General features: G+C 70.1%; 20 protein-coding genes, 2 tRNA genes and 1 pseudogene. 10 read left to right on the forward strand and 13 right to left on the reverse strand.

The genetic code is table 11. The annotated features are described in order from the left end of the window. Positions 1 to 3: 3 nt before the first annotated feature. On the reverse strand, positions 4 to 498 hold the full coding sequence (locus ABZT93_RS05580) for a DUF3830 family protein (RefSeq protein WP_356099348.1): 495 nt from the start codon (positions 496 to 498) through the stop codon (positions 4 to 6). Positions 499 to 595: 97 nt separating this feature from the next. Here ABZT93_RS05580 and ehuB point away from each other — a divergent pair, with 97 nt between their 5' ends. The 6 genes from ehuB to ABZT93_RS05610 all read left to right on the forward strand — a co-directional run bounded on the left by ehuB (position 596) and on the right by ABZT93_RS05610 (position 4775). Then, on the forward strand, positions 596 to 1501 hold the full coding sequence (ehuB, locus tag ABZT93_RS05585; protein WP_356099352.1) for an ectoine/hydroxyectoine ABC transporter substrate-binding protein EhuB: 906 nt from the start codon (positions 596 to 598) through the stop codon (positions 1499 to 1501). After that, the gene (gene ehuC, locus ABZT93_RS05590; protein WP_356099356.1) at positions 1498 to 2193 is read left to right on the forward strand and encodes an ectoine/hydroxyectoine ABC transporter permease subunit EhuC; all 696 of its coding nucleotides are present in this window, start codon (positions 1498 to 1500) and stop codon (positions 2191 to 2193) included. The genes ehuB and ehuC overlap by 4 nt, the downstream gene beginning before the upstream one ends. After that, a complete protein-coding gene (gene ehuD, locus ABZT93_RS05595; RefSeq protein ID WP_356099360.1) occupies positions 2193 to 2843 on the forward strand; it encodes an ectoine/hydroxyectoine ABC transporter permease subunit EhuD in 651 nt (216 codons plus the stop codon). The genes ehuC and ehuD overlap by 1 nt, the downstream gene beginning before the upstream one ends. After that, positions 2833 to 3630: an ectoine/hydroxyectoine ABC transporter ATP-binding protein EhuA gene (gene ehuA / locus ABZT93_RS05600; RefSeq protein WP_356099363.1), complete on the forward strand. Its 798-nt coding sequence runs from the start codon at positions 2833 to 2835 to the stop codon at positions 3628 to 3630. The genes ehuD and ehuA overlap by 11 nt, the downstream gene beginning before the upstream one ends. Before the next feature lie 220 nt (positions 3631 to 3850). After that, positions 3851 to 4609, forward strand: a complete 759-nt coding sequence (locus ABZT93_RS05605) for an IclR family transcriptional regulator C-terminal domain-containing protein (protein WP_356099366.1) — start codon at positions 3851 to 3853, stop codon at positions 4607 to 4609. Between the two features lie 92 nt (positions 4610 to 4701). Further along, a tRNA-Lys gene (locus ABZT93_RS05610) sits at positions 4702 to 4775 on the forward strand. Positions 4776 to 4896: 121 nt separating this feature from the next. Here the strand turns inward: ABZT93_RS05610 and ABZT93_RS05615 are convergent. The 5 genes and pseudogenes from ABZT93_RS05615 to ABZT93_RS05635 form a co-directional block, all read right to left on the reverse strand. Continuing rightward, a pseudogene (locus ABZT93_RS05615) lies at positions 4897 to 6539 on the reverse strand (long-chain-fatty-acid--CoA ligase). 40 nt (positions 6540 to 6579) lie between these two features. Next, the gene (locus tag ABZT93_RS05620) at positions 6580 to 7014 is read right to left on the reverse strand and encodes a hypothetical protein (RefSeq protein ID WP_356099369.1); all 435 of its coding nucleotides are present in this window, start codon (positions 7012 to 7014) and stop codon (positions 6580 to 6582) included. Between the two features lie 86 nt (positions 7015 to 7100). Next, positions 7101 to 7706: a lytic polysaccharide monooxygenase gene (locus tag ABZT93_RS05625; RefSeq protein ID WP_356099372.1), complete on the reverse strand. Its 606-nt coding sequence runs from the start codon at positions 7704 to 7706 to the stop codon at positions 7101 to 7103. 95 nt (positions 7707 to 7801) lie between these two features. Continuing rightward, positions 7802 to 8911 carry an SPFH domain-containing protein gene (locus ABZT93_RS05630; protein ID WP_356099375.1) on the reverse strand — a complete coding sequence of 370 codons (1110 nt, stop codon included), beginning with the start codon at positions 8909 to 8911 and terminating at the stop codon, positions 7802 to 7804. 195 nt (positions 8912 to 9106) lie between these two features. Then, on the reverse strand, positions 9107 to 10414 hold the full coding sequence (locus ABZT93_RS05635) for a peptidoglycan-binding protein (protein WP_356099378.1): 1308 nt from the start codon (positions 10412 to 10414) through the stop codon (positions 9107 to 9109). Positions 10415 to 10579: 165 nt separating this feature from the next. On the opposite strand from ABZT93_RS05635, the gene ABZT93_RS05640 reads away from it, so the two are divergent. The 3 genes from ABZT93_RS05640 (at position 10580) to ABZT93_RS05650 (ending at position 15183) form a co-directional block, all read left to right on the forward strand. Beyond that, positions 10580 to 10653, forward strand: a tRNA-Lys gene (locus tag ABZT93_RS05640). Positions 10654 to 11230: 577 nt separating this feature from the next. Further along, positions 11231 to 13249 carry a glycosyltransferase family 2 protein gene (locus ABZT93_RS05645; protein WP_356099381.1) on the forward strand — a complete coding sequence of 673 codons (2019 nt, stop codon included), beginning with the start codon at positions 11231 to 11233 and terminating at the stop codon, positions 13247 to 13249. Beyond that, positions 13246 to 15183, forward strand: coding sequence for a kelch motif-containing protein (locus tag ABZT93_RS05650; RefSeq protein ID WP_356099383.1), 1938 nt, complete (start codon positions 13246 to 13248; stop codon positions 15181 to 15183). The genes ABZT93_RS05645 and ABZT93_RS05650 overlap by 4 nt, the downstream gene beginning before the upstream one ends. 98 nt (positions 15184 to 15281) lie before the next feature. On the opposite strand, the gene ABZT93_RS05655 is transcribed toward ABZT93_RS05650, so the two are convergent. Then, the gene (locus tag ABZT93_RS05655; protein WP_356099386.1) at positions 15282 to 16322 is read right to left on the reverse strand and encodes a glycoside hydrolase family 6 protein; all 1041 of its coding nucleotides are present in this window, start codon (positions 16320 to 16322) and stop codon (positions 15282 to 15284) included. 164 nt (positions 16323 to 16486) lie between these two features. On the opposite strand from ABZT93_RS05655, the gene ABZT93_RS05660 reads away from it, so the two are divergent. Next, positions 16487 to 17266 carry a GAF and ANTAR domain-containing protein gene (locus ABZT93_RS05660; RefSeq protein WP_356099389.1) on the forward strand — a complete coding sequence of 260 codons (780 nt, stop codon included), beginning with the start codon at positions 16487 to 16489 and terminating at the stop codon, positions 17264 to 17266. Between the two features lie 277 nt (positions 17267 to 17543). Here the strand turns inward: ABZT93_RS05660 and ABZT93_RS05665 are convergent, their stop codons facing one another. The 6 genes from ABZT93_RS05665 to ABZT93_RS05690 form a co-directional block, all read right to left on the reverse strand. Beyond that, a complete protein-coding gene (locus ABZT93_RS05665; protein WP_356099392.1) occupies positions 17544 to 19103 on the reverse strand; it encodes an LPXTG cell wall anchor domain-containing protein in 1560 nt (519 codons plus the stop codon). A gap of 82 nt (positions 19104 to 19185) precedes the next feature. Then, positions 19186 to 19887, reverse strand: a complete 702-nt coding sequence (locus tag ABZT93_RS05670) for a class F sortase (protein WP_356099395.1) — start codon at positions 19885 to 19887, stop codon at positions 19186 to 19188. A 5-nt stretch (positions 19888 to 19892) separates the two neighbouring features. Then, complete coding sequence (locus ABZT93_RS05675; RefSeq protein WP_356099398.1) at positions 19893 to 20420, reverse strand: hypothetical protein; 528 nt, start codon at positions 20418 to 20420, stop codon at positions 19893 to 19895. Between the two features lie 98 nt (positions 20421 to 20518). After that, positions 20519 to 21298, reverse strand: a complete 780-nt coding sequence (locus ABZT93_RS05680) for an HAD-IIA family hydrolase (RefSeq protein WP_007382293.1) — start codon at positions 21296 to 21298, stop codon at positions 20519 to 20521. A gap of 113 nt (positions 21299 to 21411) precedes the next feature. After that, positions 21412 to 22197, reverse strand: coding sequence for a hypothetical protein (locus ABZT93_RS05685; RefSeq protein WP_356099401.1), 786 nt, complete (start codon positions 22195 to 22197; stop codon positions 21412 to 21414). An 83-nt stretch (positions 22198 to 22280) separates the two neighbouring features. Then, on the reverse strand, positions 22281 to 23624 hold the full coding sequence (locus ABZT93_RS05690; RefSeq protein WP_356099404.1) for an ROK family transcriptional regulator: 1344 nt from the start codon (positions 23622 to 23624) through the stop codon (positions 22281 to 22283). Positions 23625 to 23667 lie beyond the last annotated feature (43 nt).

Below are 23667 nucleotides of genomic sequence, written 5' to 3' on the forward strand. Positions count from 1 at the left end.
GCGCTAGGCCCGGCTGAAACGAAGGCTCTCGCCGAGGGCGCCCGAGCGCCACAGGTCGTTGCAGCCCTCGGCCAGGGCGTCCAGGCCCTCCACCACCTGGCCCCACACGATCCCCGGCACCCAGCCCACGTCTGCGTTCAGGAGCAGGTTGTTGCGTTCGTAGAACAGGGCCAGGTCGACGACGGTCGTGCCCGCGCGGACCTCGCGGTCGTAGCCGTAGGACTTCGTGCCGAGCTCGGTGCCCGCGAAGGAGAAATAGCAGAGATCTCCGGGAATCGGGGTGACTGTCGGGTTTTCCAGGGGTGGCTCTGTTTCCGCGAAAGGCGGGAACAGTGCGTAGATCTCGTTGCGTGCGTACTTCGCGTGATAGACGTCACCGGCGAGCGGGAGGGCGTCCCATACGGCCGCGCAGGTGATCGGCGCACGATCGTCGAGCAGCTTTGCCCTCGCGGTTATCCCCCGCTTGACCAGCGAGACTTCGATGTAGCGGTCAGTCATGCACTCCATGGTCCCCCGCCGGTCAAGAGGGCCTCGCCGCGGAACGGGGCTCGAATCGATCCGCATAACTCGCATCCGGTCGGGTAGCCGCGCCGCCATGGCTCCACCACTGGAACATGGCGAACACATATCCGGGACCACCCGCCGATCGCTGCTCGCGGGGGTGGCGGCGCTCGGTGCCCTGGGCGCCGCGGGCTGCTCACGCGTGGCCACCGCCTCCACCACGGGCGGCGGTGAACTGCTCGACCGACTGCGCGCGGCAGGTGTCGTACGGCTGGGAATCGCCGGTGAGATTCCCTTCGGATACATCGACAAGAACGGCGACCTGACCGGCGAGGCGCCGGAACTCGCGAAGGTGATATTCAAGCGGCTCGGCGTGGACCGGGTGCAGCCGGTGCCCACCGAGTTCGGCTCGCTCATTCCCGGGCTGAATTCACAGCAGTTCGATGTCGTCGCGGCCGGGATGTATGTCACCCCGGAACGTTGCGAGCAGGTGATCTTCGCAGATCCCGACTATCAGATGCTCGATTCCTTCATCGTGCGCAAGGGAAATCCAAAAGGTCTTCACAACTACAAGGACGTCGTCGAGAAGAAGGCGAAGTTCGCCACCGGCACCGGTTACGCGGAGATCCAGTACGCCGTCGAGGCGGGCTACAAGGAGAGCGACATCCTGATCGTTCCCGACCAGGTCGCGGGGCTGAACGCGGTGGAGGCGGGGCGCGTCGACGTGTTCGCCGGGACCGCGCTCACCACCCGTGAGGTGGTGAAGAAATCGGCCAAGGCGGAGGCCACGAAGGCCTTCCCGCCGATCGTGGGCGGCAAGCCGCACACCGACGGCGGGGCCTTCGCGTTCCGCCGCACCGAGACGAACCTGCGGGACGCCTTCAACGTCGAGTTGCGGAAGCTGAAGAAGAGCGGGGAACTGCTCCGGATCCTCAAGCCCTTCGGGTTCACCCGGGCCGAGATGACGGACCTGACCGCGAAGGAGCTCTGCGGCGGATGACAACCGGACTCTGGGAACTGGTCCTCAGGGGCATCTGGACGACCGTCCAGCTGCTGGTGTTCAGCTCACTGCTCGCCGCCGCCGTGTCCTTCGTGGTCGGCGTCGCGCGCACCCACCGGCTGTGGATCGTCCGCTTCCTCGCGGGCCTCTACACCGAGGTGTTCCGCGGCACCTCCGCGCTGGTGATGATCTTCTGGGTGTTCTTCGTGCTGCCCCCGGCCTTCGGCTGGCAGCTCGTGCCGATGTGGGCGGGCACGCTCGCGCTCGGCCTGACCTACGGGGCGTACGGCTCCGAGATCGTGCGCGGGGCGCTCAAGGCGGTCGACCCGGCCCAGCAGGAGGGCGGCATCGCGCTGAGCTTCACGCCCTGGCAGCGGCTCAGGCTGATCCTGCTGCCGCAGGCGGTGCCGGAGATGATTCCGCCGTTCTCCAACCTGCTGATCGAGCTGCTCAAGGGCACCGCGCTGGTGTCCGTGATGGGCATGGGCGACCTCGCCTTCAGCGGCAACCTGGTGCGGCTCGCGCTCCAGGAGAGCGCCGGGATCTACACGTATCTGCTGCTCATCTACTTCGTGATCGCCTTCCTGCTCACGCGGTTGATGCGGGGCCTGGAGAAGAAGCTGAAGGCGGGGGTCGGCAAGGCGCCCACCCGTGAGGTGAAGGTGCCCGAGCCGGTCGTAGGTGGTGTCTGATGGAGTGGGACTGGAGCGCCGTGGGCGACTTCATGCCGCAGTTCTGGGACGGTCTGCTGGTCACCCTGCAGGCCCTCGCGCTCGGCTCGCTGATCTCTTTCGTCCTCGGGCTGGTGTGGGCGCTGCTGATGCGCGCGCCCTCGCGGTTCGTGCGCTGGCCGGTCGGAGTGGTCACGGAGTTCGTGCGCAACACCCCGCTGCTGGTCCAGCTGTTCTTCCTCTTCTATGTGCTGCCCGAGTGGGGTGTGACCCTCTCGGCGCTGGCCACCGGTGTCATCGGGATCGGGCTGCACTACTCGACGTACACCATGCAGGTCTACCGGGCCGGTATCGAGGCGGTGCCCGCCGGCCAGTGGGAGGCGGCGACCGCGCTGAACCTGCCGCGGATCAGGACCTGGCAGGTGGTGATCCTGCCGCAGGCGATCCGCCGGGTCGTGCCGGCCCTCGGCAACTACGTGATCTCGATGCTCAAGGACACACCGATGCTGATGGTGATCACGGTCCTGGAGATGCTCGGCGAGGCGCGGCTGTTCGCGCAGGAGCACTTCCAGTTCACCGAGCCGCTGACCGTGATCGGCGTGGCCTTCATCGTCATCTCCTATCTGGCCTCCCTTCTTCTGCGATCCCTGGAGCGACGTCTTGTCCGCTGACACTCCCCTGACGAAAGAAACCGACGCGCACACCAACCCGCCGGTCGACGGCAGTGAGCTGATCCGCTTCGAGGACGTGACCAAGCGCTTCGGGTCGAACACGGTCCTGGACCGGCTGAGCTTCTCCGTCGACTCCGGCAAGCACGTGACGCTGATCGGTCCCTCCGGGTCCGGCAAGACCACGATCCTGCGGATGCTGATGACGCTGACCAAGCCCGACGAGGGCACGGTCACCGTGGACGGCGAGAAGCTGTTCCCGGCGCCGGAGAAGCAGCTGCGCGAGGTGCGCAAGAAGATCGGGATGGTCTTCCAGCAGTTCAACCTGTTCCCGAACATGACGGTCCTGCGCAACATCACCGAGGCGCCCGTCACCGTGCTCGGCATGTCCAAGGACGAGGCGGAGGCACGCGCGCGTGAGCTGCTCGACCTGGTCGGGCTCGCCGACAAGGCCGGCGCCCGGCCGACCCAGCTGTCCGGCGGGCAGCAGCAGCGGGTGGCGATCGCGCGGGCACTGGCCATGCGGCCGCGGGTGCTGCTGCTGGACGAGGTGACCTCGGCGCTCGACCCGGAGCTGGTCGCGGGCGTGCTCGACGTGCTGCGGGACATCGCCCGCACCACCGACATCACCATGCTCTGCGTGACCCACGAGATGAACTTCGCCCGGGACATCTCCGACCAGGTCCTGATGTTCGACTCGGGCCGCATCATCGAGTCGGGCCCGCCGGAGAAGATCTTCAGCGACCCGGCGCAGGACCGCACCCGGGAATTTCTGAGCGCGGTTCTCTGATCACAAGAAGTGAACAGTGTTCAATCTCCGAGGTCCCGGACCCGGGTCATGTCTCTGGCATATGCCAGAGTACGGCGCCCCTGCTGAGGGGGCCCGGCCCGGGGACGGAATCTCGTCAACAGCCGCTCACTACAAGCCTTTTGCCGGTTATCGTGGAGGGGATCGCTGTCTGGATTACGGCCCAGTAGTAGTGCGACCGAGCGAGCGCAGGGGGAACACCGTGGCGCTGAAGCACGAACCGACCGCGCCGTACCACTCGGCCCAGGACGCACTGCGCGTCCTGGAGACCGTGGCGCGGCACACCGCCGGAGTCACCGACGCCGAGCTCGCCCGTACCACCGGCCTCGCCCCGGAGCGACTGACCACGCTCCTGAGGATGCTGCGCCGCGAAGGGTACGTCGAGCAGGTCGCCGATGGCGCGTACGTGACCGGAGACGCCCTGACCAGGCTGAGCTCCACCCATGACCGTGACGAGGCCCTGCGCGACAAGCTCCAGCGCACCCTCGACGAACTGCGCGACTCGATCGGCGCGGCCGTATACATCAGCCACTACGTCGACGGCGAGGTGACCATCGCCCAGTACGCCGACGGTCCCGCGACCCCGGCGGTCAACGAGTGGGTGGACTTCCGCTCCTCCGCCCACGCCACCGCGCTCGGCAAGAGCCTGCTCAGCCAGCTCGACCACAACGGCCGCCGCGACCACCTCTCCCGGCACCGCATGACCCGGCTCACCTCGCGGACCATCACCAGCGACAAGCTGCTGCTCTCCCGTCTGGAGGCCCAGCCGCCCACGGTCCCGCACCTCGACCTCCAGGAGTACGCGGTGGGCACGGTGTGCGCGGCGGTGCCGATCACGGCGGGGTCGTCGGTGGGCTGCCTCGCGCTGTCCCTCCCGATCGACCAGGCCCACCGGCTGCGCCAGGCGACGGACCGCCTGAACAGGAGCGCAGCCCCGGTGCTGCTGTCCCTGGCCATCTGAGAGGACCCCTCCCCGGGTGGTCAGAAGCACCCCCCGGGACCAGGTAGTATTTTTCCTGTCGCCAGCCGCCGAAGGCGGAGGGCGAGAGTCATGCGCCGCTAGCTCAGTTGGTTAGAGCAGCTGACTCTTAATCAGCGGGTCCGGGGTTCGAGTCCCTGGCGGCGCACCGGTGAAGGACCTCTCGTGGGAGCGGGGGGTCCTTCGGCGTTTCAGGGTGCCGAGACGGCGGCTGGGGGTCTGGGGCCCGCGGCGCAGCCGCTGATGTCACCTCCCCAGAGGATGCAGCATCAGCGGGTCCGGGGTTCGAGTCCCTGGCGGCGCACCGGTGAAGGACCTCTCGTGGGAGCGGGGGGTCCTTCGGCGTTTTCCAGGGGCTGGTATGTCCGTGAGCCCGGTGGTCGCCACCACACCGGGTCCGTGCACCGCACGCCCTCCTTCCTGAGCCGCGCCCGGTGGATCTTGTTCGTGGCCGTGACCGGCATCCGCTCCACCACCCGCACGAACCGGGGTGCCATCTTCGTGCCGAGATCGGGCTGGGCTTCCAGGAAGTCCGCGAAGGTCACCGGGTCGAAGCTCCCCGCGACGGTCGCCATCACCTGGTCCCCGGTGACCGGATCCGGCACCGCGTACACGGCGACGGCCACCGCCCCCTCGTAGCGCGCGAGGATGTTCTCGATCACCGCCGCGGCCAGGTTCTCGCTGTCGACGCGGAGCCTGTCATCCGTACGGCCCGCGAAGTAGAGGTGGCCGTCGGCGTCCCGGTAGAAGAGGTCACCGGTCCAGTACCAGCCTCCCCGGCGGCGCTCGGCCTCCGCCTCGGGGTTGCGCCAGTACCCCTCGAAGGGGTTCGGGGCCCTGTTCACCAGCTCCCCTATCGCCTCGTCCCCGTTCAGCAGCCGCCCGGCCGGGTCGAACCGTGCGGACACTCCTGACCCGTCTCCTGATCGAGTACGACGAGCCCGGGCCCCGCCCGACCGACCGCGCCCCGCGGAGTCCCGGGCGACCACTGGATCGCCGCGCCGCCCTCGGAGGACCCGTACCCCTCGACCAACCGCACCCCGAACCGCCGTTCGAAGGCCGCCGCGTCCACCGCCCCCGCCTCCGTGCCGAAGCCGAGCCGCAGCGGGTTGTCCCGGTCGTCCTCGCGCGCCTCGGTGGCGAGGACGTACTGGATCGCCCGGCCGACATAGGTGAAGTACGTCGCCCCGTACGCCCGCACGTCCGCCAGGAACCCCGAGGCCGAGAACCGCCGCCTGAGCGCGACCCCGGCCCCGCTCGCCAGCGCGGGCGCCCAGTCGGCGATCACCGCGTTGCCGTGGAACATCGGCATGCAGACGTAGTGCACGCCGTCGGGGCCGAGCCGGAACTGGTCGGCCAGCGAGCGCCCGGCGGCGGCCAGCCGGCCCTGGGAGCAGAGCGCGGCCTTGGGGGCGCCGGTCGAGCCGGAGGTGAAGTAGAGGAGCAGCCGGTCGTCGGGGGCGGCGCGGGAGGCGTCCGGTTCGACGCCGGCGTAGGGCGCGAGCAGGGTGTCGTACTCCTCGGTGCCGGTCACCAGCAGGCGGACGCCGGGGAGGTCGAGGCCGCGCAGCAACGGCAGGTGGGCCCCCTCGGTGATCAGCAGACGGCATTCGGTGTGCAGGATGTCGCGGGCCAGCTCGGGGCCCCGGCGGGTGGGGTTGACGCCGGCGACGGCCGCGCGGGCGAGGGCGGCGGCGCTCAACCACAAGGGGTACTCCGGTGTGTTGTCGAGCAACAGACCGATGTGGGCCCCGGCGCCCGGCAGCAGGTCGGTGAGCAGTGCCGCCCGGACGGCGGCGCCCGCCGCCACCTCGTGGTGGGTGAGCGAGCGCCCCTCGAACCACAGCCCGGGCCGGTCGTCGCCCCACCGCCCGGCGACGAGCTCCGCGACCGTACGCCTCCTGGAGTCCATGGGGGCGTACGGTAATTGACGAACCGTCAGATGTGGAGGTCTAGGACATCGTGGCGACGGTGACCATGAAGCCGACGCAGAACAGGACGGCCACCCCAGCGAAGGCCACCACCGTGAAGGCGGCGCAGCCGAGCCCGCCGCCACCGGGGCGGGCCGTGGCCACGATGCGCGGGCCCTCGGCGTAGCGCACGATGACGACGTCCCCCTCGAGCGTGGTCCCCGGGCCGCCCTCCTCCTCGAAGCGGACGATCCGGCCGTCGCGGGCCCTGAACTCGTACACATGGCGCAGGCTCGTGTGCACCCGGCTGTCGCCGCCGCCGTGCGCCACGGCGTACACCCGCAGGCACCGCGCCTCGGCGGTGAGGCCGCTCGTCCAGGCTCTGCGCATCCGCAGCCAGCGCCGCACCATGACGTACGCGCCGGACAGGGTCACGGCCATGATCAGGCAGGGAATGAGGTAGAAGATGGCGTCCATGACAGATCCCCCGAGGTCAGGCACCGATCGCTTGATCGTGTGGGGGAACCTACCCCGGGGGAAGACCGGACTGTCTCAAGCAATGCTCAGAACGTGACGTCCGAGCAGGCGTAGAACGCGTTCGTCGTGTCGGCGATCGTCCACACCGCGACGATCACATGCCGTCCGCTGAGCCCGGACGGCAGGGTGCCGCTGTGCGAGAGGGTGGAGGGGGGTCGCTGACCGTTGTAGGGGACGGTCAGGAACGGGGTGAGGTTGAGGTCGGAGCGGGCCAGGTTGTGGTTCTGGTTCCAGCCCGCCTTGGTGACGTAGTACTTGAAGTCGGTCGTGGCGTGCATGGCGGTGAACTGCCAGCGGAAGGTGTAGCTCTGGCCGCCCGTCACCTTGGTCGCCGGCCAAGCGGCGCCCGACGGGGTCCGCGGCGCGCTGAGCTGGCTGAAGCGGCTCACGCCGCCGTTGCATATCTGGCCGTCGGCGGGTCCGCCGGCCGGGAAGCCCTTGGGGCCCTCGACGCTCTGCGGCTCCCACTGGATGTCGCCGCAGTTCGTCACGGTGCCGTTCTGGCAGAGCTTCTGCCTGCTGATGGGGAGGTCGGTGTAGCCGTGGCCGCTGGCGCCCCCGGTGGACAGGACGAGGGTGCCGGCGGTGGTGAGTCCGAGTGCGGTGGCGTACCACTTGGCCCTTCTGCGCATGCTGCTGCTCCTGGGAACGTGGGGGAAGTTCAGTGAGCTTGCAGGTCTAGACCAAGTACCAGACTATGACCGCTACTTGAACATGTCCATACCAATCACGAGCCCGCTTCCTGCCGCCCCGCGCAGAACGCCACCGTCAAGTCCTTCACCAGCGCCTTGCGTTCGTAGTCGTCCAGTTCCACCAGGCCCCGCATGGTCAGCCGGGTCACGGTGTCCTCCACGGAGTCCACGACCGAGTTCAGCACGGTCGCCCGGTGCTGGGCGTCCAGCGCGGCGATCCGGCGCCGGTGCATCGCGGCGGCGACCTCGGGGGCGTACTCGACACGCAGCGGCTGGACCGAGAACACCTCGACGCCGACGGGCGCGGTCTCCGCGGCCACCAGCCGGGTCAGCGCCTCCCCCGCCGCGTCGGCCGAACCGCGGCCGGAGCCCGGCGCCTCCACCGGGACCCTGGCGAGCGCGGCCTCCACGCACTCGCGCAGATATGTCTCGTGATCGTCGACGCCGAGCGTGGCCCGAGCGGTGTCCCGCACCCGCCACACCACCAGGACCACGACCCGGAGCGCGACCCCGCTCGCGTCGGCGGCCGGCATCGGCTCGCCGCGCCAGTGCCGCAGCCGTACGTCGACCCGGCGGCGCAGCAGCAGCGGGTTGACCCACATCAGGCCGGTGCGCCGGACGGTCCCCCGGTAGCGGCCGAACAGCCCGAGCACCCAGGCGCGCCCGGTGCGGCCACGGGCCAGTCCGCCGAAGCCGAACAGGGCGAGGGCACCGGCTCCGGCGTACGCCGCCCACTGCGCCGGACCGAGGCCCGCGCCCGCGGACTCCGGGACCCTGAGCGCCGCCAGGGCGAGCGGCGGCAGCAGGCCGGCCCACCACGAGGTGGCCGCGCACCCGGCCAGTCCGCAGACGCCGGCGAGGACGCCCACCGAGCCCGGCAGCACCCGCGCGGGACGCTCGGCCAGCTCGGGGTCGACGTCGGGTACCGGACGCGGGGTGATCTGGGCGGGCCCGCGCAGGCGGGGTTGTTCTCCGGTGCCCTGCCTGCGTGCCACCACCGCGGGCTTCAGCGGTACCGCGACCGGGTCCGGGTCGTCACGGAAGAGCAGATGGACCGGGATCTCGGTGGTCGCCTCGTTCTGGATGAGCCGTGCGGACCGGGGCGGCCCCTCGGACTCGGGGGTGTGTGAAGTGGTCGTGCTCATGAGTGCCTCCAGCCTCCGCGCCAGATGCGTCACAACAGGTGATGACAGGTCAGGTGATGACGGGCCAGGTGATGACGGCCGGGTGGTGAGGAGCCGGGTGATGACGGCCGGGTGATGACGAGCCGGGTGGGGTGATGACGGGTGGGGTGATGACGGGCCGGCTGGTGGAGAGCCGGCCGGCCACACGCCGCCCGGCTACGAGAACAGCCGACGCCAGGTCTCCGGCCCCGGGAAACCGTCCGCCGCGCCGCCCCGCCAGCCCTGGGAGCGCTGGAAGGCCTCGACGCCTCGCCGGTCCGGCTCGCCCCAGCGCGGCCCCGGCCCGGTCGTGTAGTACTTGCCGAACCCTTTCTTCACCAGCTGCCGGCCGAGCTGGGTGACGTACTCGTTGGTCGCGCCGGGCCGGAACATCGCGCGCCCCGGGTAGCCGGGGACGCCGTGCGAGGAGGGCACCGTCGGTCCGGCCGCTCCCGCCCGACCGCCCGTCGGCTCGATGTCCCTTCCCCTGCCGGTCACCAGCAGCTTCCAGGTCTGCGCGCCGGGCAGCCCGTCCGCGTCCTCGCCGTGCCGGCCCTGCGCGTGCTGGAACGCCCGGGTGGCCCTGCGGTCCGCGTCCGCCCAGCGGGGGCCGGGACCGGAGGTGTAATAGCGCCCGGCGCCGCGCTTCACGAGCATGCGGCCGAGCTGGGTGACGTACTTGTTGTTGGCCCCGGGACCGAAGTAGGCGGCCCCCGGGTAGGGCGTCACCTCGGGCGCCCGCGGCTTGGCGTTGTCCGGCTCCGCGCCCGCCGCGGCGTCCGCGAGCCCTTTGTACCGGTAGGCGACGTACCGGTCCGAGTTGTTCCAGTAGGCGTACGGGGTGGCCTGCTGGCGGGCGTACGGGCGGGCCTCCTCGTAGGCGAGGTAATAGGTGTGCGTGTAGTCCGTCCAGCCGCCGAAGATGACGACGTGGGAGCCCTGCTCGGGGTTGTCAGGGTTGTGGAAGAGCAGGATGTCGCCGGGCTGTAGCTCGTCCTTGGCGATCCTGATCCCGTACTGGGCCAGGCTGCCGGTCCACTCGTTGCCCGGCAGGTTCCAGGCCATGGACACGAAGCCCGAGCAGTCCTGCCGGTAGCCGTCGCTCCAGTACGCGGACATGCTGTAGGGCACCTTCGCGGTGACCCACTCCTTGGCCCGCCGGATGATGTCGGCGCGGGTGGTGGTCGACGCCTTGACGGCCGCCGGTCTGCCGCCGGGGCCGTGCAGCGGGGCCTTGTGGCCCTGCGGGGTGTCGGGCTCGTCACCCACCGGGGCGCCCGCACGGGCCGGGATGTGGGGGGCGGCGAAGACAGGGGCCGTGTGGAAGGTGCCGAGGGCGGTGGAGGCCACGGCGGCGAGGATCATGGCCCGGGTGGCGGCGGGGTGGGCGCCGGTCGACCGGGGGAGGACGCGCCGCCAGTGGACGCAACCGGGGCAGTCGCAGTCGCTCGCGGGATCGATCTCCTCGAACACCGGAGTCTCCATGCGACGCCCCTCACACTCCAGATAGAAATGTCCGCAACTGTGCACATTCGCCAGTTTCTCAACTGTCGCTCCGACGCGCATGCTGACGGTCCGAATGATGTACGGCGGCCCGGACGGCGGTCCGGAGCACCCTCCGGCTTCGGGTAAAGTTGCGCAGGTCAGCACGCGCCGCTAGCTCAGTTGGTTAGAGCAGCTGACTCTTAATCAGCGGGTCCGGGGTTCGAGTCCCTGGCGGCGCACAGACGATGTCGGGCCTCCCGTTAAAGCGGGGGGCCCGACATGTTTCGGCGCAGGCGGCTGGGGGTCTGGGGGTCATCCCCCAGGAGATGCGGCATCAGAGCGGGTCCGGGGTTCGAGTCCCTGGCGGCGCACAGACACGGAAGGTCCCTCGCTCAGACGGGGGGCCTTTCTGCATGAAGGGGTGTGAACCGGGCGGACCCGATGACCGTATAAATGTCCGCAACGACTCCACAAGGCCCCCACAGGAGCCACAATGAACGCGTATGCCCGGTAAACACCGCGTTTCGCATCTTGCGATCATGATGCGCACCGTAGAACCCTGGTTTTCAAGATGCTGCGTATACGCGGCACTTGGGGGGCAAGGAGCCGGTTGCCGGTGTTGCGGGGAAAGGGGCCCCGCTTCGGAGGATGCCGAGGGGGGCGTCTGCAACCGGAAGGCCGCCGTTACCTGTCTAGTGCTATGAAGATTGTGGTGACTGCGGCCCACCACTGATGCGTCTGTGAAGGTCGAGGGGGACCTGAGCAGCCGTAAGGAAACGACGACACGCGGCTCGTCCGCGTGTGGGGGGATGACTCATGACGTCGACGCCGACGGGCGCCCGGCAGAACTTCGACCCGTCCGACACCACACAGCTCAGGCTGCCTTCACATCGGACCGGCACACTGGGCCGGATAAAGAAGACACTTCCGAAGTACGACTACGAGCACTACAGCAGACTGGCCGGTCCCCTCACACAGCCCGACCCGGGCCAGCCCTACAAGGTGCAGTACCGCTCGCTGATCTCACAGGAGCCGCACCGCATCCGGGTCGCCCTGATGCTCGCCGCGGCCCCGCTGCTCTCGCTGGTCCTGCTGGCCTGGCTGCTCCAGCCCGAGCACTGGACCGAGCGCGACTACCCGGCCTTCTCGTGGCTGCCGGCCCTGGACATCGTCATGCTCGTCTCGATCGGCCTGATCGAGTTCTTCCGCTGCATGAACGTCCTGTCCAACGCACACGCCACCCTGGTCGCCCGCGACCCGATCCCGGTGGTTCCCGAGACCGGCACCAGAGTCGCCTTCCTCACCTCCTTCGTGCCCGGCAAGGAGCCGTTGGAGATGGTGACGAAGACCCTGGAAGCCGCGGTGCGGATCCGCCACCGCGGCCTCATGCACGTCTGGCTCCTGGACGAGGGCGACGACCCGGCGGTCAAGGAGGTGTGCGCCCGGCTCGGCGTGCACCACTTCTCCCGCAAGGGCATCGAGAAGTGGAACCAGCCCAAGGGCCCGCACCGCGCCAAGACCAAGCACGGCAACTACAACGCCTGGCTGGACGCGCACGGCGACCAGTACGACTTCTTCGCCTCCGTGGACACCGACCACGTGCCGCTGCCCAACTACCTGGAGCGGATGCTCGGCTTCTTCCGCGACCCGGACGTCGGCTTCGTGATCGGCCCGCAGGTCTACGGCAACTACGACAACTTCGTCACCAAGGCCGCCGAGTCCCAGCAGTTCCTCTTCCACGCGCTGATCCAGCGCGCCGGCAACAAGTACGGCGCCCCGATGTTCGTGGGCACCTCCAACGCCGTACGGATCAAGGCGCTCAAGCAGGTCGGCGGGCTGTACGACTCGATCACCGAGGACATGGCCACCGGCTTCGAGATCCACCGCCACAAGAACCCGGCGACGGGCCGCAAGTGGCGCTCGGTCTACACCCCGGACGTGCTCGCGGTCGGTGAGGGCCCGAGCGCCTGGACGGACTTCTTCACCCAGCAGATGCGCTGGTCGCGCGGGACGTACGAGACGATCCTCAAGCAGTACTGGAAGGGCTGGTACTCGCTGCCGCCGAGCAAGCTCTTCAACTACACGATGATGATCATCTTCTACCCGATGTCCGCCCTCAACTGGATCCTCGCGGCCATGAGCTGCGCGCTGTTCCTGGGCCTGGGCGCCTCGGGTGTGAACATCGACCCGACCGTGTGGCTGATGCTCTACGGCAACGCCTCCGCGCTCCAGATCGGCCTGTACGTCTGGAACCGCCGCCACAACGTCTCCCCGCACGAGCCCGAGGGCTCCGGCGGTGTGGCGGGCATGGTGATGTCGGCGCTGTCCGCCCCGCTGTACGCGAAGGCGCTGGTCGACTCGCTGCTGCGGCGCAAGAGCAAGTTCGTGGTCACGCCTAAGGGCGACTCCGCGAGCCCCGACCGGTGGTTCGCGACCTTCCGCTACCACTGGTACTTCATCGCGATCTTCGGTGGCTCGATCGGTGCCGGTGTCGCCCTCGGGCACTCGCACCCCGCGATGATCATCTGGGCGACCTTCGCCATGCTGATCACCGCGACACCGATCTTCACCTGGCGGCACATGCTGCGACAGGCGAGGAAGAAGCCCGCCGCGGCCGCCGAGGCGCCCCACGGGCCGGTGACCCCGGCTCAGGTTCCGGCGCAGTACCAGCCGCAGCCGCTGCCGGGCCAGCACACTCCGGCCCAGCACGCCCCGGCCCACAAGCCGACCTGGGCCGCCGCCTCGAAGCCGGGCTCCGCGGACAGCGGGGACCACGGGGGCAACGACCAGACCATGCAGATCGCCCTCGGTGGACTTGGGGGACGTAAGGAATGAACGACCGTGCAGGCCGCCGCCGCGCCCGTCGGCTCGCGATCGGTACGGCGGTGGTGCTCGCGCTGGCCGGGATGAACGGCCCGTGGCTGTACCGCTTCGGGACGGCGAAATACCACCAGTACCAGATCAACAAGCCCGAGTACAAAGCCGAGAACGGCAAGTGGGAGATCGTCCAGTTCCCCGAGAAGTACCGGCAGAACACCATCCACGCGGCGCTGCTGCGCACCGGAAAGGTGCTGCTGGTGGCGGGTTCGGGCAACAACCAGGACAACTTCGACGCCAAGAGGTTCGACACCCGGATCTGGGATCCGGTCAAGGGCACGATCAAGAAGGTGCCGACACCCAAGGACCTGTTCTGCACGGGGCACACACAGTTGGCGAACGGCAACCTGCTGATCGCCGGCGGCACCAAGCGGTACGAGAAGCTCAAGGGTGACGTCACCAAGGCCGGCGGCCTGATGATCGTCCACAACGAGAACCCGGACCGGCCGATCACCTTGCCGGCGGGCACCAGGTTCACCGGCAAGGAGAACGGCAAGACGTTCGTGTCCAGGGACCCGGTCGTCGTCGAGCGGGCCACGAAGGTCTTCGACAAGGCGACCGGGAAGTTCCTGCGCAACGACCCCGGCCTCGGGCGTATCTATGTCGAGGCGCAGAAGAGCGGCGCCAAGTACGAGACCGGTACACAGGACAACTACCGGATCCAGGGTCTGACCGGGACGGACGCGCGCAACACGTACGGCATCGCGCAGAAGCTCGCGCTCGACAAGAAGGACTTCCAGGGAATCCGGGACGCCTTCGAGTTCGATCCGGTCGCCGAGAAGTACATCAAGGTCGACCCGATGAAGGAGGCCCGCTGGTATCCGACGCTCACCACCCTGAGCGACGGGAAGATCCTCAGTGTCTCCGGTCTCGACGACATCGGGCAGCTGGTCCCCGGCAAGAACGAGGTGTTCGACCCGAAGACCAAGAAGTGGACGTACCTCTCGAAGGTCCGTCAGTTCCCGACCTACCCCGCGCTGTTCCTCATGCAGAACGGCAAGGTCTTCTACTCGGGGTCGAACGCGGGGTACGGGCCGGACAATGTGGGGCGTGATCCTGGCATCTGGGACGTGGACAGCAACAAGTTCACGAAGATCCCCGGGCTCAGCGACCCGAACGAGATGGAGACCTCCGGGACCGTGCTGCTGCCTCCGGCACAGGACGAGAAGTTCATGGTGATCGGGGGCGGCGGGGTCGGCGAGTCCAAGCTGTCCAGCAACCGGACGCGGATCGTGGACATGAAGGCGGACAGCCCGAAGTTCGTGGACGGGCCGACGCTGGAGAAGGGGACGCGGTATCCGCAGGCGTCGATCCTTCCCGACGACAGCGTGCTGGTGTCCGGGGGGTCGGAGGACTATCGCGGGCGCGGTGACTCCAACATCCATCAGGCCCGGCTGTACCACCCGGACACCAACACGTTCGAGTCGGTGGCCGATCCGCTGGTGGGGCGCAACTACCACTCCGGGTCGCTGCTGCTGCCGGACGGGCGGGTGATGTTCTTCGGATCGGACTCGTTGTACGGGGACAAGGCGAACACGAAGCCGGGTGTCTTCGAGCAGCGGATCGAGATCTATACGCCGCCCTATCTGTACCGGGACTCCCGGCCTTCGCTGTCCGGGGGGCCGCAGACGATCGCTCGGGGGGCTTCGGGGACGTTCACCTCTCCGCAGGCCTCCGTGATCAAGAAGGTGCGGTTGATCCGGCCCAGTGCGTCCACTCATGTGACCGATGTGGATCAGCGGTCCGTCGAGCTGAAGTTCACGGTGTCCGGGGACAAGGTGAAGGTGACGGTGCCGGAGAACAAGAATCTGGTGCAGTCGGGGTGGTACATGCTGTTCGTCGATGACGATCAGGGGACGCCGTCGAAGGCTCAGTGGGTTCGAGTTCCTTAGCACTGAAACGCTCCCGCACCTTTGCTTTTCGGGTGCGGGAGCGTTGTGGCTGGTCGCGCCCACGCGGCGGAGCCGCAAATCGATACAGCCCCGCGCCCCTAGGGCGTTGAACCCTCCGCCAGCTTCAAGGCGTAGGTCGGCCACCACTGACCCGCCTTCGGGCCGCCCTTGCACTCGCCGTCCGACTCACCCGGGCGCTTGACCCACAGGTAGGCGTCCACCAGCGGGTCCGCCGTCTTTATCGTCGGCGTCTCCCCCAGCGCCCTGCCCGGTGGGTTGCACCAGCGCTCGTTCTCGTCGCCGTCCTTGTACGGGCCGTTGCCGTTGCGGCTGGTGTCGATGACGAAGTGTTTGTCGCCGACCTTGGCGGAGAGCTGCTTGCCGTAGGTGATGGAGTCCTTGGTGGAGTAGAAGTTGGAGACGTTCACCGAGAAGCCGTCGGCCTTGGCGATGCCGGCCCACCGGAGGGGTTGGAATATCTGGTCGGGGTGGCCCCAGCCCGCGTTGCCCGCGTCCAGGTAGACCTTCGTGTTCTTCAGGGACTTGAGCTTCTCGACGGCGCCGCTGAGCAGGTCGTAGCGCTCCTCGTGGAACTCGTCCTTGGTGCAGCCGTCGACCAGGTGCAGGACGGCGTCCGGTTCGAGGATCACCGTCGCCGAGCGGTCGCCGATGCCCGCGGCCACGCCGTCGATCCAGGTCCGGTAGGCGTTGCCGTCGGCGGCGCCGCCCTGGGAGTACTGGCCGCAGTCGCGGTGCGGGATGTTGTAGAGGACCAGGAGGGCCGTACGGCCGGTCTTGTCCGCGGCCTCGGTGAAGCCGCGTGCCTCCTGCTCCGGGTTCTCCGGGCCGATCCACTCCCCCGTGGGCTGCTGGGCGATCTTGCGGATCTGTCCGGCCTCGTCGTCCTTGCCGCTCTTCTCGTACGCCGCGACCTGCTTGGCGGCGGTGCCGTCCGGGTTGACCCAGAACGGGTCGGCCTCCTTGGGCTGCTGGGTGATTTCGGCACCGGCCTTGTCGCCGTCGCCCTCCTTCTTCGGATCCTCCGACGACGAACACGCGGCGAGCAGCAGTGCCGCCCCCAGCACCGCCGCGGACGCCCGTGCGCGGGCCGCCCTCCTGGCCCCCCTGCTGACGTACATCCAATTCCCCCCTGGGTGCACTGTGGCAAGTCTCAATCGTGACACACCGGGCGCGCCGCCCACGAGCTCGCCGGAGCCTTGTCCAGGAGCTGTTACAGCCTCGAAGGTCGGGGTAGGTGCGCGCCCGTACGGGGGCGCTCGTCGATGAAGGGGAGTGCTCAGCGATGCGGTACGCCACCAGGGAGATCCGGCTGGCCTCGGCACTGGTGGAGGCGGCGGACACCCTCGTCGAGGACTTCGAGGCCACCCGGTACTTACAACGGGTCTCCGACCACTGTGTGGAGCTGCTCGACGCACGGGCGGCCGGGGTGATGCTCATCGACGGCGGCCGGTCGGTGTCGCTGGCCGCGAGCAGCCGGCACGAGCGGGTGGCGCTGGATCTGCTGGAGGCGCAGCACGGCGGTGGGCCCTGTCTGGACAGCTACGGCTCGGGAAAGGCCGTACCGCCGGTCTCCATACGGGTCGCCCACGCGGCCGCCCGCTGGCCCGACTTCACCGAACGGGCCCTCAGGCACGACATCGTGACGACGTTCGCGGTCCCGCTGCGCCGCCGTGAGACCCTGCTGGGCGCCCTCAACGTGTTCGTCCCCACGCTGCCCGACACGAGTCCGGCCGACGAGGTCACCTCCGAGGTGCAGGTCGCCCAGGCGCTGGCCGACGCCGCCGCCCTCGGTCTGCAGAACCGTCACACCTACGCCCGGTACCGCACGTTGTCCGGGCAGTTGCAGGAGGCCCTGTCCAGCAGGGTCCGCATCGAGCAGGCCAAGGGGATGCTCGCCGAGCGCTGGAGCGTCCCCGCCGACGAGGCGTTCGTGGCGCTGCGGCAGTACGCGCGGCGGCGTCGGCTGCCCCTGGACCGGGTGGCGAGCGCGGTCATCGAGGGTGTCGCGGAGGATGCCGATCTGCGCCGCCGGACCGACGGAAGCGCTGACGGACCCGCGTAGAACCCTGGACCACCAGGGCGTGTGACGGAGAGCCACACGGCACGGCACTTGGCGTCCATAAGCCTCTAGGCCCGGGCGCTCATCCGTTCTAGAGTCTTCTCATAGGGATACGGCCCCAGCCCCTGGCCGCAGTCATCACCACCGAGCCTCCAGGCCTCCCGCGCCGTCGCCGGGTTACTCCCGCAGCCCGAGCGCGTGCGGTCGAGGACCAGCCCGGTCGGCGGCTTCGGGGGGAGCGGGTCGCCGACCGGGCCAGGTTCCGTGAGTCCTTCTCGCGTCAGGCCTTCCTGCGCCGTACGAAGAACACCAGCGCGCCACCGATCAGCAGCGCGCCCGCGCCCACCGCGCCGGCGACGGGCAGCGCACTGCTGCTGCCCGTGCTGGCGAGCGAGCCGGTCACGGCCGCGTCGGCGGCCGTCTGGGTCTTGACGTCGTTGCCGTCGTCGCCCGTGGCGGCGGGGGACGCGGAGGGCGAGGCGGTGGCGCCGCCGGCCTCCTCGACCTCGACCGTGACGGGCGCGGTGTTGTTGGCCTGGTTGTCGTCGAACTCCAGTTTGTTGTCGTACGCCGTGGTCGCCTTGGCCGCACCGGTGGTGGTCTCGGCACCCTCACGGATCTTCAGGCCGAAGCGGAAGGTACGGGTGTCCCCGACCTCGAACCCGGTCTCCAGAGGGTTGCAGACGTACTGCGGCTCGCCGGGGGTCTGCTCGCCGTTGCCGGCCTGCGCGTCGGGGAGCCACACGCTGCACGGCTTGGGGATCTCCACGGCCCTGGTGCCGGTGGGGACGGTGAACAGCAGCGCCGGCTGGTCGTCGCTGACGTTGTTGTCCATGCGGGCCGGGCCCTCGTTGCTCAACGAGAGGTCCACGTGCACCAGGTCGCCCGGCGCGCCCTCGGCGGTGTCGCCGCCCGCGGCCATGTCGGCGGAGTTGTCGGCCAGCACGTACTGCCTGCCGATCTTCGTGCCGGAGGTGTCCGCGGCCCCGGCGGCGACCAGGGAGAGCTTCGGACCGCTCCCCGACGGCACCTCGGCGCCCGACAGGGGCAGGGCCTCGCGGCGGACGAACTCGTAGAGGGCCTGCTGATTCACCTCCAGGTCCAGCGGCTGGTCCAGCCGGTAGCTCTTGCCGGGCTCGACGACCGTGTCGAAGGTGCACAGCGCCTGCTCGGAGGGGCCGCCGTACGGGTCCGCGGAGACCGTGGAGTAGGCGCAGTTGGAGAACCGGTCGGCGTACGCGAGGCCGCGGGTGGTGAGCACCTTCAGCTGGACCCCGTCGGCGGGCACGGAACCGGTGTTGCTGATGGTGACCGGCGTCTCGATGGTGGTCCCCGGCTTGTCGCCCTTCCGGTCGGCCAGATTGTTCACCGTCAACTTGGGGGAATCCACGGTCAGTTCGACGGGGGTGGAGACGACCGTGCCGTTGGACGACGTGCCCTTCATGATCACCGTGCCGGTGGTGCCGACCGGGGTGCCGGGCTTCGGGTTGATGTGCACGATGCCGCCGGAGGTGTCGCCCTCGGCAACCTCCGCGAGGGTGGACCCGGTGTAGACGTCGTCAGCAGGCTTGCGGTCGACCATGAGCCAGCTCTTGACGTCGGTCAGGTCCATGCTGATGGTGACGTCCTTCGCGACACCGGGCCCGTCGTTGTGGAGCAGCCAGCTCACCTGCGACGGAACCTCGCTCGGTGGCATGGGTAACGCGATCTTGTCCTGCCGCATCTTGATGTGCACGACCGGACCGTCCGCGGCCTGCGCGGACGTCACGGGCAGCCATGCGGCGACGACGGCCGCGACGGCGGTCAGCACGGCCCCGGCCCTGCGTCGGCGGTTGATCATCCTGGTGTCCCTCCCCGCGGAGCGTGTCTCGCCCCGCCAGCCACTCAGACATCCGGCGGCCACCGAGGGTTGCCCCCGAGTTCTACCGGCCGCCCGTCAGATACGCCGAGACGACGACGTTCGCGGAGTAACCGCGGCTCGCCCGGTCGAAGGTGCCGCCGCAGGTGATCAGGCGCAGTTCGGCGCGGCCCGGCTCGCGCGGGCCGTAGGCCTGGTGGGCGTCGAAGTGCTCGCGGGTGAGGGTGCGCACATCGTCGACGGTGAACTCGGCGACCCGGCCGTCGTCGCGGAGCACCCAGACCGTCTCCCCCGGCCTGAGCGCGCTGATCCGGTGGAAGACGGCGGGCCGGGTCTCGGTGTCGACGTGTCCCACCATCAGCGCGGTCCCGGCGGCCCCGGGTTTCACGCCGGCCGCGTACCAGCCGACGACGCCGGGCTGGGAGAAGGGCGGCGGGTCCGGGGCACCCCGGGCGTCGAGCCCGCGGGCCACCACGGGTGCCTGCACCCCGAGGGCCGGGATGTCGAGGCGCTGTGGCAGCGCTTCCGGCAACGGCCGTGCGTCGGGCGGCAGTTCGGCGGCCGCGGGGTGCAGGCGCCCGACCGCGGCCATGTCATCGGTGACCGGCGCGGACCTGGCGTGGCGTACGTCGGTGACCTCGCGTCCCCACATCCACAGCCCGAGCAGCAGCGTCGCCCAGGTCACGCAGGCCAGCAGCCGTCCGGTCCCGGAGATGCTTCCGTGAGGGGCGCGGCCGCCCTCCGGGTCGGAGAAACGGTCGGACATCGCCTCTACTCCGCCCCGCGGCTCCGGCGGCTGCGGCGCAGCACCACGGCCACCGCCGCGACCCCGGCGAGCACCAGTCCCGTCACGGCGTGCCCGGTGCCGGGTTCGATGACCTGGGGCTCCATGGCGGAGAGGTGGGTGGCGGTCCAGCCGCCGCCCGCGTCGACGGGGGCGGCGGGGGACGCCAGGGCTGTGCCGCCCCCGGCCGCCGCGACGGTGATCCTGCCCTGCACCTCGGTGTCGGCGCAGGTGATCTTCACGTCGTAGGGGCCGGGCTCGATCGAGGAGCGGACCCGGGTCTCGCCGGCGAGACCGCCGCCGGTCCCCGTCAGTCGGGCGTCCGCGACGAACGCGGCCGAGGCGGCGGTGGCCGTCCTGCCGGTGCAGCCGGTCACCCGCAGCGTGAGGTCGGCGCCGGCGGCGGGGGTCGACGGGGTCACCGAGACGCCGCGCCCGTCCCCAGCCTGTGCGGCGGGGGCGAAGGCGGCGACTGCCAGGACCGCGGTACAGAGAGTGAGGCGTAGGGAACCCATCGTGAACCTCCAGATGTCTGGAGAGTCTCCCGGCGGGCCGGGGCCCGCATCCCGAGGGGGTGCCGCGTTACTCCGTTCGGGTCAGTCCCGGAGCCGTCTCAGATCCGGTCCACGAGGTCCGCGATGGAGTCCACGACCTTCGAAGGCCGGTACGGGAAGTCCTCGACCTGCTCGGGCCGGGTCAGGCCGGTGAGCACCAGGAACGTCTGCATGCCGGCCTCCATGCCGGCCAGCACGTCGGTGTCCATGCGGTCGCCGATCATCGCGCTGGTCTCGGAGTGCGCGCCGATGGTGTTGAGCCCGGTGCGCATCATGAGCGGGTTGGGCTTGCCCGCGAAGTACGGCTGCTTGCCGGTCGCCTTGGTGATCAGGGCGGCGACGGCGCCGGTAGCCGGCAGCGCGCCCTCGGCGGAGGGGCCGGTCTCGTCGGGGTTGGTGCAGATGAAACGGGCGCCGTCGTTGATGAGCCGGACCGCCTTCGTCATGGCCTCGAAGGAGTAGGTGCGGGTCTCGCCGAGGACGACGTAGTCCGGCTCGTGGTCGGTGAGGATGTAGCCGATGTCGTGCAGGGCGGTGGTCAGGCCCGCCTCGCCGATGACGTACGCCGTCCCCTCGGGCCGCTGGTCGTCCAGGAACTGCGCGGTGGCCAGGGCGGAGGTCCAGATGTTCTCGATCGGGACGTCCAGGCCCATGCGGCGCAGGCGGGCGTGCAGGTCGCGCGGGGTGTAGATGGAGTTGTTGGTCAGCACCAGGAAGGGCTTGCCGGACTCACGGAGCTTCTTGAGGAAGGCGTCGGCGCCGGGGATCGGTACGCCCTCGTGGATGAGTACACCGTCCATGTCGGTGAGCCACGAATCGATGGGCTTGCGGTCTGCCATGTGCGGGATCTCCTGCCGTACGCGTGTACGCCGTGCTGCGTCGGCCCCAGCCTAGACAGTGGCCCGATCTTGGGGGAATGGCCGGCCGGGGACAGGTGCCGGAAGCTCTGGGGTCAGCGGCGACCGCGGGACCGGAGGATCGCGCCCGCCGTGACCAGGAGGAGGGCGACGGTCGCGAGGGCGGCGGCGGCCACGGCGGGGCCGGTGCTGGCGAGTTCCTCGGCCGCGTCCGTGAAGGCGAAGCCTTCCTCCCTGCTGAGGGTGGGTGTGGGAGTGGGAGTGGGAGTGGGGGTGGTGGTCGCGGTGGTGGTGGGGGTGGCGTCGGGCCTGGTGCCCCCAGTGGGGCCGATGCCGAAGCGGTAGTCGTTGGACTGCCCCACCCAGTCGCCGTCGTCGCCGTGCCGCTGGACGACGGCCGCGTTGACGGTGACCTCGTTCGGTACGGCGTCCGCGGCGACCGCGAGCCGTACCTTCACGGTGCGGGTCTGCCCGGGGCCGACGGTGAGCCCGGCACCGCCGAACGCCCCGACCAGTTCGTCCTCGTCGGTGCTCTCGAACCGGACGGCGCGGGTGCGGGGGCCGTCGTAGAACTCCAGGCGGGGCTGCGCGGGCTTCAGGGCGTGCCGCTCGTCGACGAGGACGACGACCGGGTGGATCCCGTCACAGGTCTGCGGGGTGGTGTTGATCAGATCCAGGTACCAGGTCTTGAAGCCCCCGCCCGGCTCGTAAGCGGCGGGGCCGCCGTGGATGCGGGTGGTGAGGGGGAAGGCGCGGCCGTTGGGGGCGCAGGAGTGGTCGGCGGGACCCGGGCCGGCTGCCGCGGGGGGCGCGGAGAGCAGGGCGGCCGCCGCCGCGAGGCCGAGGAGGGCGGACGTGGAACCGTATACATACCGTCGCATGAACACATGACCGTGCCGGGCGGACGCGGCCGACGGGGGATGCCGCTCCGTACGGCCCGGGAAGTCCCCTCGATCAGCGGACGTCAGGCGTCGGACCGGCCGAAGAGCGGGGCCAGTACGAGCTGCGCCGCGCCTTCGGCGACCTCGCCGGCCGCGGCGCGGACCGGGACCGTCTCCTCGCCGGTGCGCCGGGCGCGTTCGTCGAGGACGGCTTCGACCCCGCGCAGGAACGCGTCCGGGGCGGTGTCGACGGTACGGCCGCCCAGCAGGACCAGGTCGATGTCGAGCAGGGCGACGAGGTTGCCGGCCGCGATGCCGAGGACCCGGGCCGCTTCGTCGAGGTCGCCTCGGGCCACCGCCGCAAGGCACAGCGCCTCGACGCAGCCCCGGTCGCCGCAGCCGCAAGGCGGTCCGTCGAGCTGGACGACCTGGTGTCCGAACTCCCCGGCCCCGGTCCGCGCACCCCGGTGCACGGCCCCGCCGATGACGAGACCGGCGCCGAGGCCCGTACCGAGATGCAGATACGCGAAGGATCCGCGCTCCCCCGCGACGGCGAGCCCGAGCGCGGCCGCGTTGGTGTCCTTGTCGACCGCGACAGGCACCCCGAGCCGCCGCGCGAGCGCGTCCCGCAGGGGGAAGCCGTCCCACTCGGGGAAGCCGGTGACGCGGTGCAGCACGCCCCGGGTGTGATCGAGGGGTCCGGGGAGGGCGACGCCGACGCCGAGGAGGGAGGGGAGAGAGGGCAAGGAGGCGACGGTGGGGAGGGGCGCGGGGGCAGGTGGCGCACCAGCAGCGGGACGCGAAGTGGAGGCCTGCGGAGCGACGGCACCCCTGGCGGCGGGCCCGGTTGCGGCCGACCCGTTGCTGCCGACAGTGGAAGGGGCCCCCGTCCGGCCTCGCCCCCGAGCCCCGTTCACCGGCGCGGACGCCGGACCCGGGAGCCCGTCGCCGCCCGCACCTGAACCGGCGTCCTCCGCCCCACCCCCTCCTGCCCGCGCCCCCCGCGCCAGCGCCTCGATCTCTCCCGCGACCGCCGACACGACAGCCTCCGCCCCCGCGCCCAGGTCCAGCGCGGCGCGCCGCTCGCCCACCACCGTGCCGGCGAGATCCACCAGCACCGCCCGCAGCGCGTCCCGGTCCAGGTGGACGCCCACCGCGTGGCCCGCTCCGGGCACCAGCCGCAGGACGGTGCGTGGCTTGCCGCCGGTCGAGGCCCGGTGTCCCGCCTCCACCGCGAGGCCCTCCTCCCGCAGCCGCCCGGTGATCTTGCTGACGGCCTGCGGGGTCAGCCCGGTCCGCTCGGCGAGTTCCAGTCGGCTGATCCCCCCGGCACCCGCCGCCCGCAGCAGGTCGAGCACGAGCGCGGTGTTGCGGCTGCGCGGGGCCAGGAGGTCGGTGCCGCCGTTCGTCCTGTTCACGCGTGCCATTGTCCGCCACGCTTGCACTTTGGCAACGCCGTTGCGAAAGTGG

Origin of the sequence: Streptomyces sp. NPDC005303, assembly GCF_040607335.1 — a bacterium.
In the GTDB taxonomy this organism is placed as follows: Bacteria; Actinomycetota; Actinomycetes; order Streptomycetales; family Streptomycetaceae; genus Streptomyces.

Coding starts and splice junctions, on each gene's coding strand:
- ABZT93_RS05580 (WP_356099348.1), bottom strand. CDS start 498: ATGACTGACCGCTACATCGAAGTCTCGCTGGTCAAGCGGGGGATAACC.
- ehuB (WP_356099352.1), top strand. CDS start 596: ATGGCTCCACCACTGGAACATGGCGAACACATATCCGGGACCACCCGC.
- ehuC (WP_356099356.1), top strand. CDS start 1,498: ATGACAACCGGACTCTGGGAACTGGTCCTCAGGGGCATCTGGACGACC.
- ehuD (WP_356099360.1), top strand. CDS start 2,193: ATGGAGTGGGACTGGAGCGCCGTGGGCGACTTCATGCCGCAGTTCTGG.
- ABZT93_RS05620 (WP_356099369.1), bottom strand. CDS start 7,014: ATGGACGCCATCTTCTACCTCATTCCCTGCCTGATCATGGCCGTGACC.
- ABZT93_RS05625 (WP_356099372.1), bottom strand. CDS start 7,706: ATGCGCAGAAGGGCCAAGTGGTACGCCACCGCACTCGGACTCACCACC.
- ABZT93_RS05630 (WP_356099375.1), bottom strand. CDS start 8,911: ATGAGCACGACCACTTCACACACCCCCGAGTCCGAGGGGCCGCCCCGG.
- ABZT93_RS05635 (WP_356099378.1), bottom strand. CDS start 10,414: ATGGAGACTCCGGTGTTCGAGGAGATCGATCCCGCGAGCGACTGCGAC.
- ABZT93_RS05645 (WP_356099381.1), top strand. CDS start 11,231: ATGACGTCGACGCCGACGGGCGCCCGGCAGAACTTCGACCCGTCCGAC.
- ABZT93_RS05650 (WP_356099383.1), top strand. CDS start 13,246: ATGAACGACCGTGCAGGCCGCCGCCGCGCCCGTCGGCTCGCGATCGGT.
- ABZT93_RS05655 (WP_356099386.1), bottom strand. CDS start 16,322: ATGTACGTCAGCAGGGGGGCCAGGAGGGCGGCCCGCGCACGGGCGTCC.
- ABZT93_RS05660 (WP_356099389.1), top strand. CDS start 16,487: ATGCGGTACGCCACCAGGGAGATCCGGCTGGCCTCGGCACTGGTGGAG.
- ABZT93_RS05665 (WP_356099392.1), bottom strand. CDS start 19,103: ATGATCAACCGCCGACGCAGGGCCGGGGCCGTGCTGACCGCCGTCGCG.
- ABZT93_RS05670 (WP_356099395.1), bottom strand. CDS start 19,887: ATGTCCGACCGTTTCTCCGACCCGGAGGGCGGCCGCGCCCCTCACGGA.
- ABZT93_RS05675 (WP_356099398.1), bottom strand. CDS start 20,420: ATGGGTTCCCTACGCCTCACTCTCTGTACCGCGGTCCTGGCAGTCGCC.
- ABZT93_RS05680 (WP_007382293.1), bottom strand. CDS start 21,298: ATGGCAGACCGCAAGCCCATCGATTCGTGGCTCACCGACATGGACGGT.
- ABZT93_RS05685 (WP_356099401.1), bottom strand. CDS start 22,197: ATGCGACGGTATGTATACGGTTCCACGTCCGCCCTCCTCGGCCTCGCG.
- ABZT93_RS05690 (WP_356099404.1), bottom strand. CDS start 23,624: ATGGCACGCGTGAACAGGACGAACGGCGGCACCGACCTCCTGGCCCCG.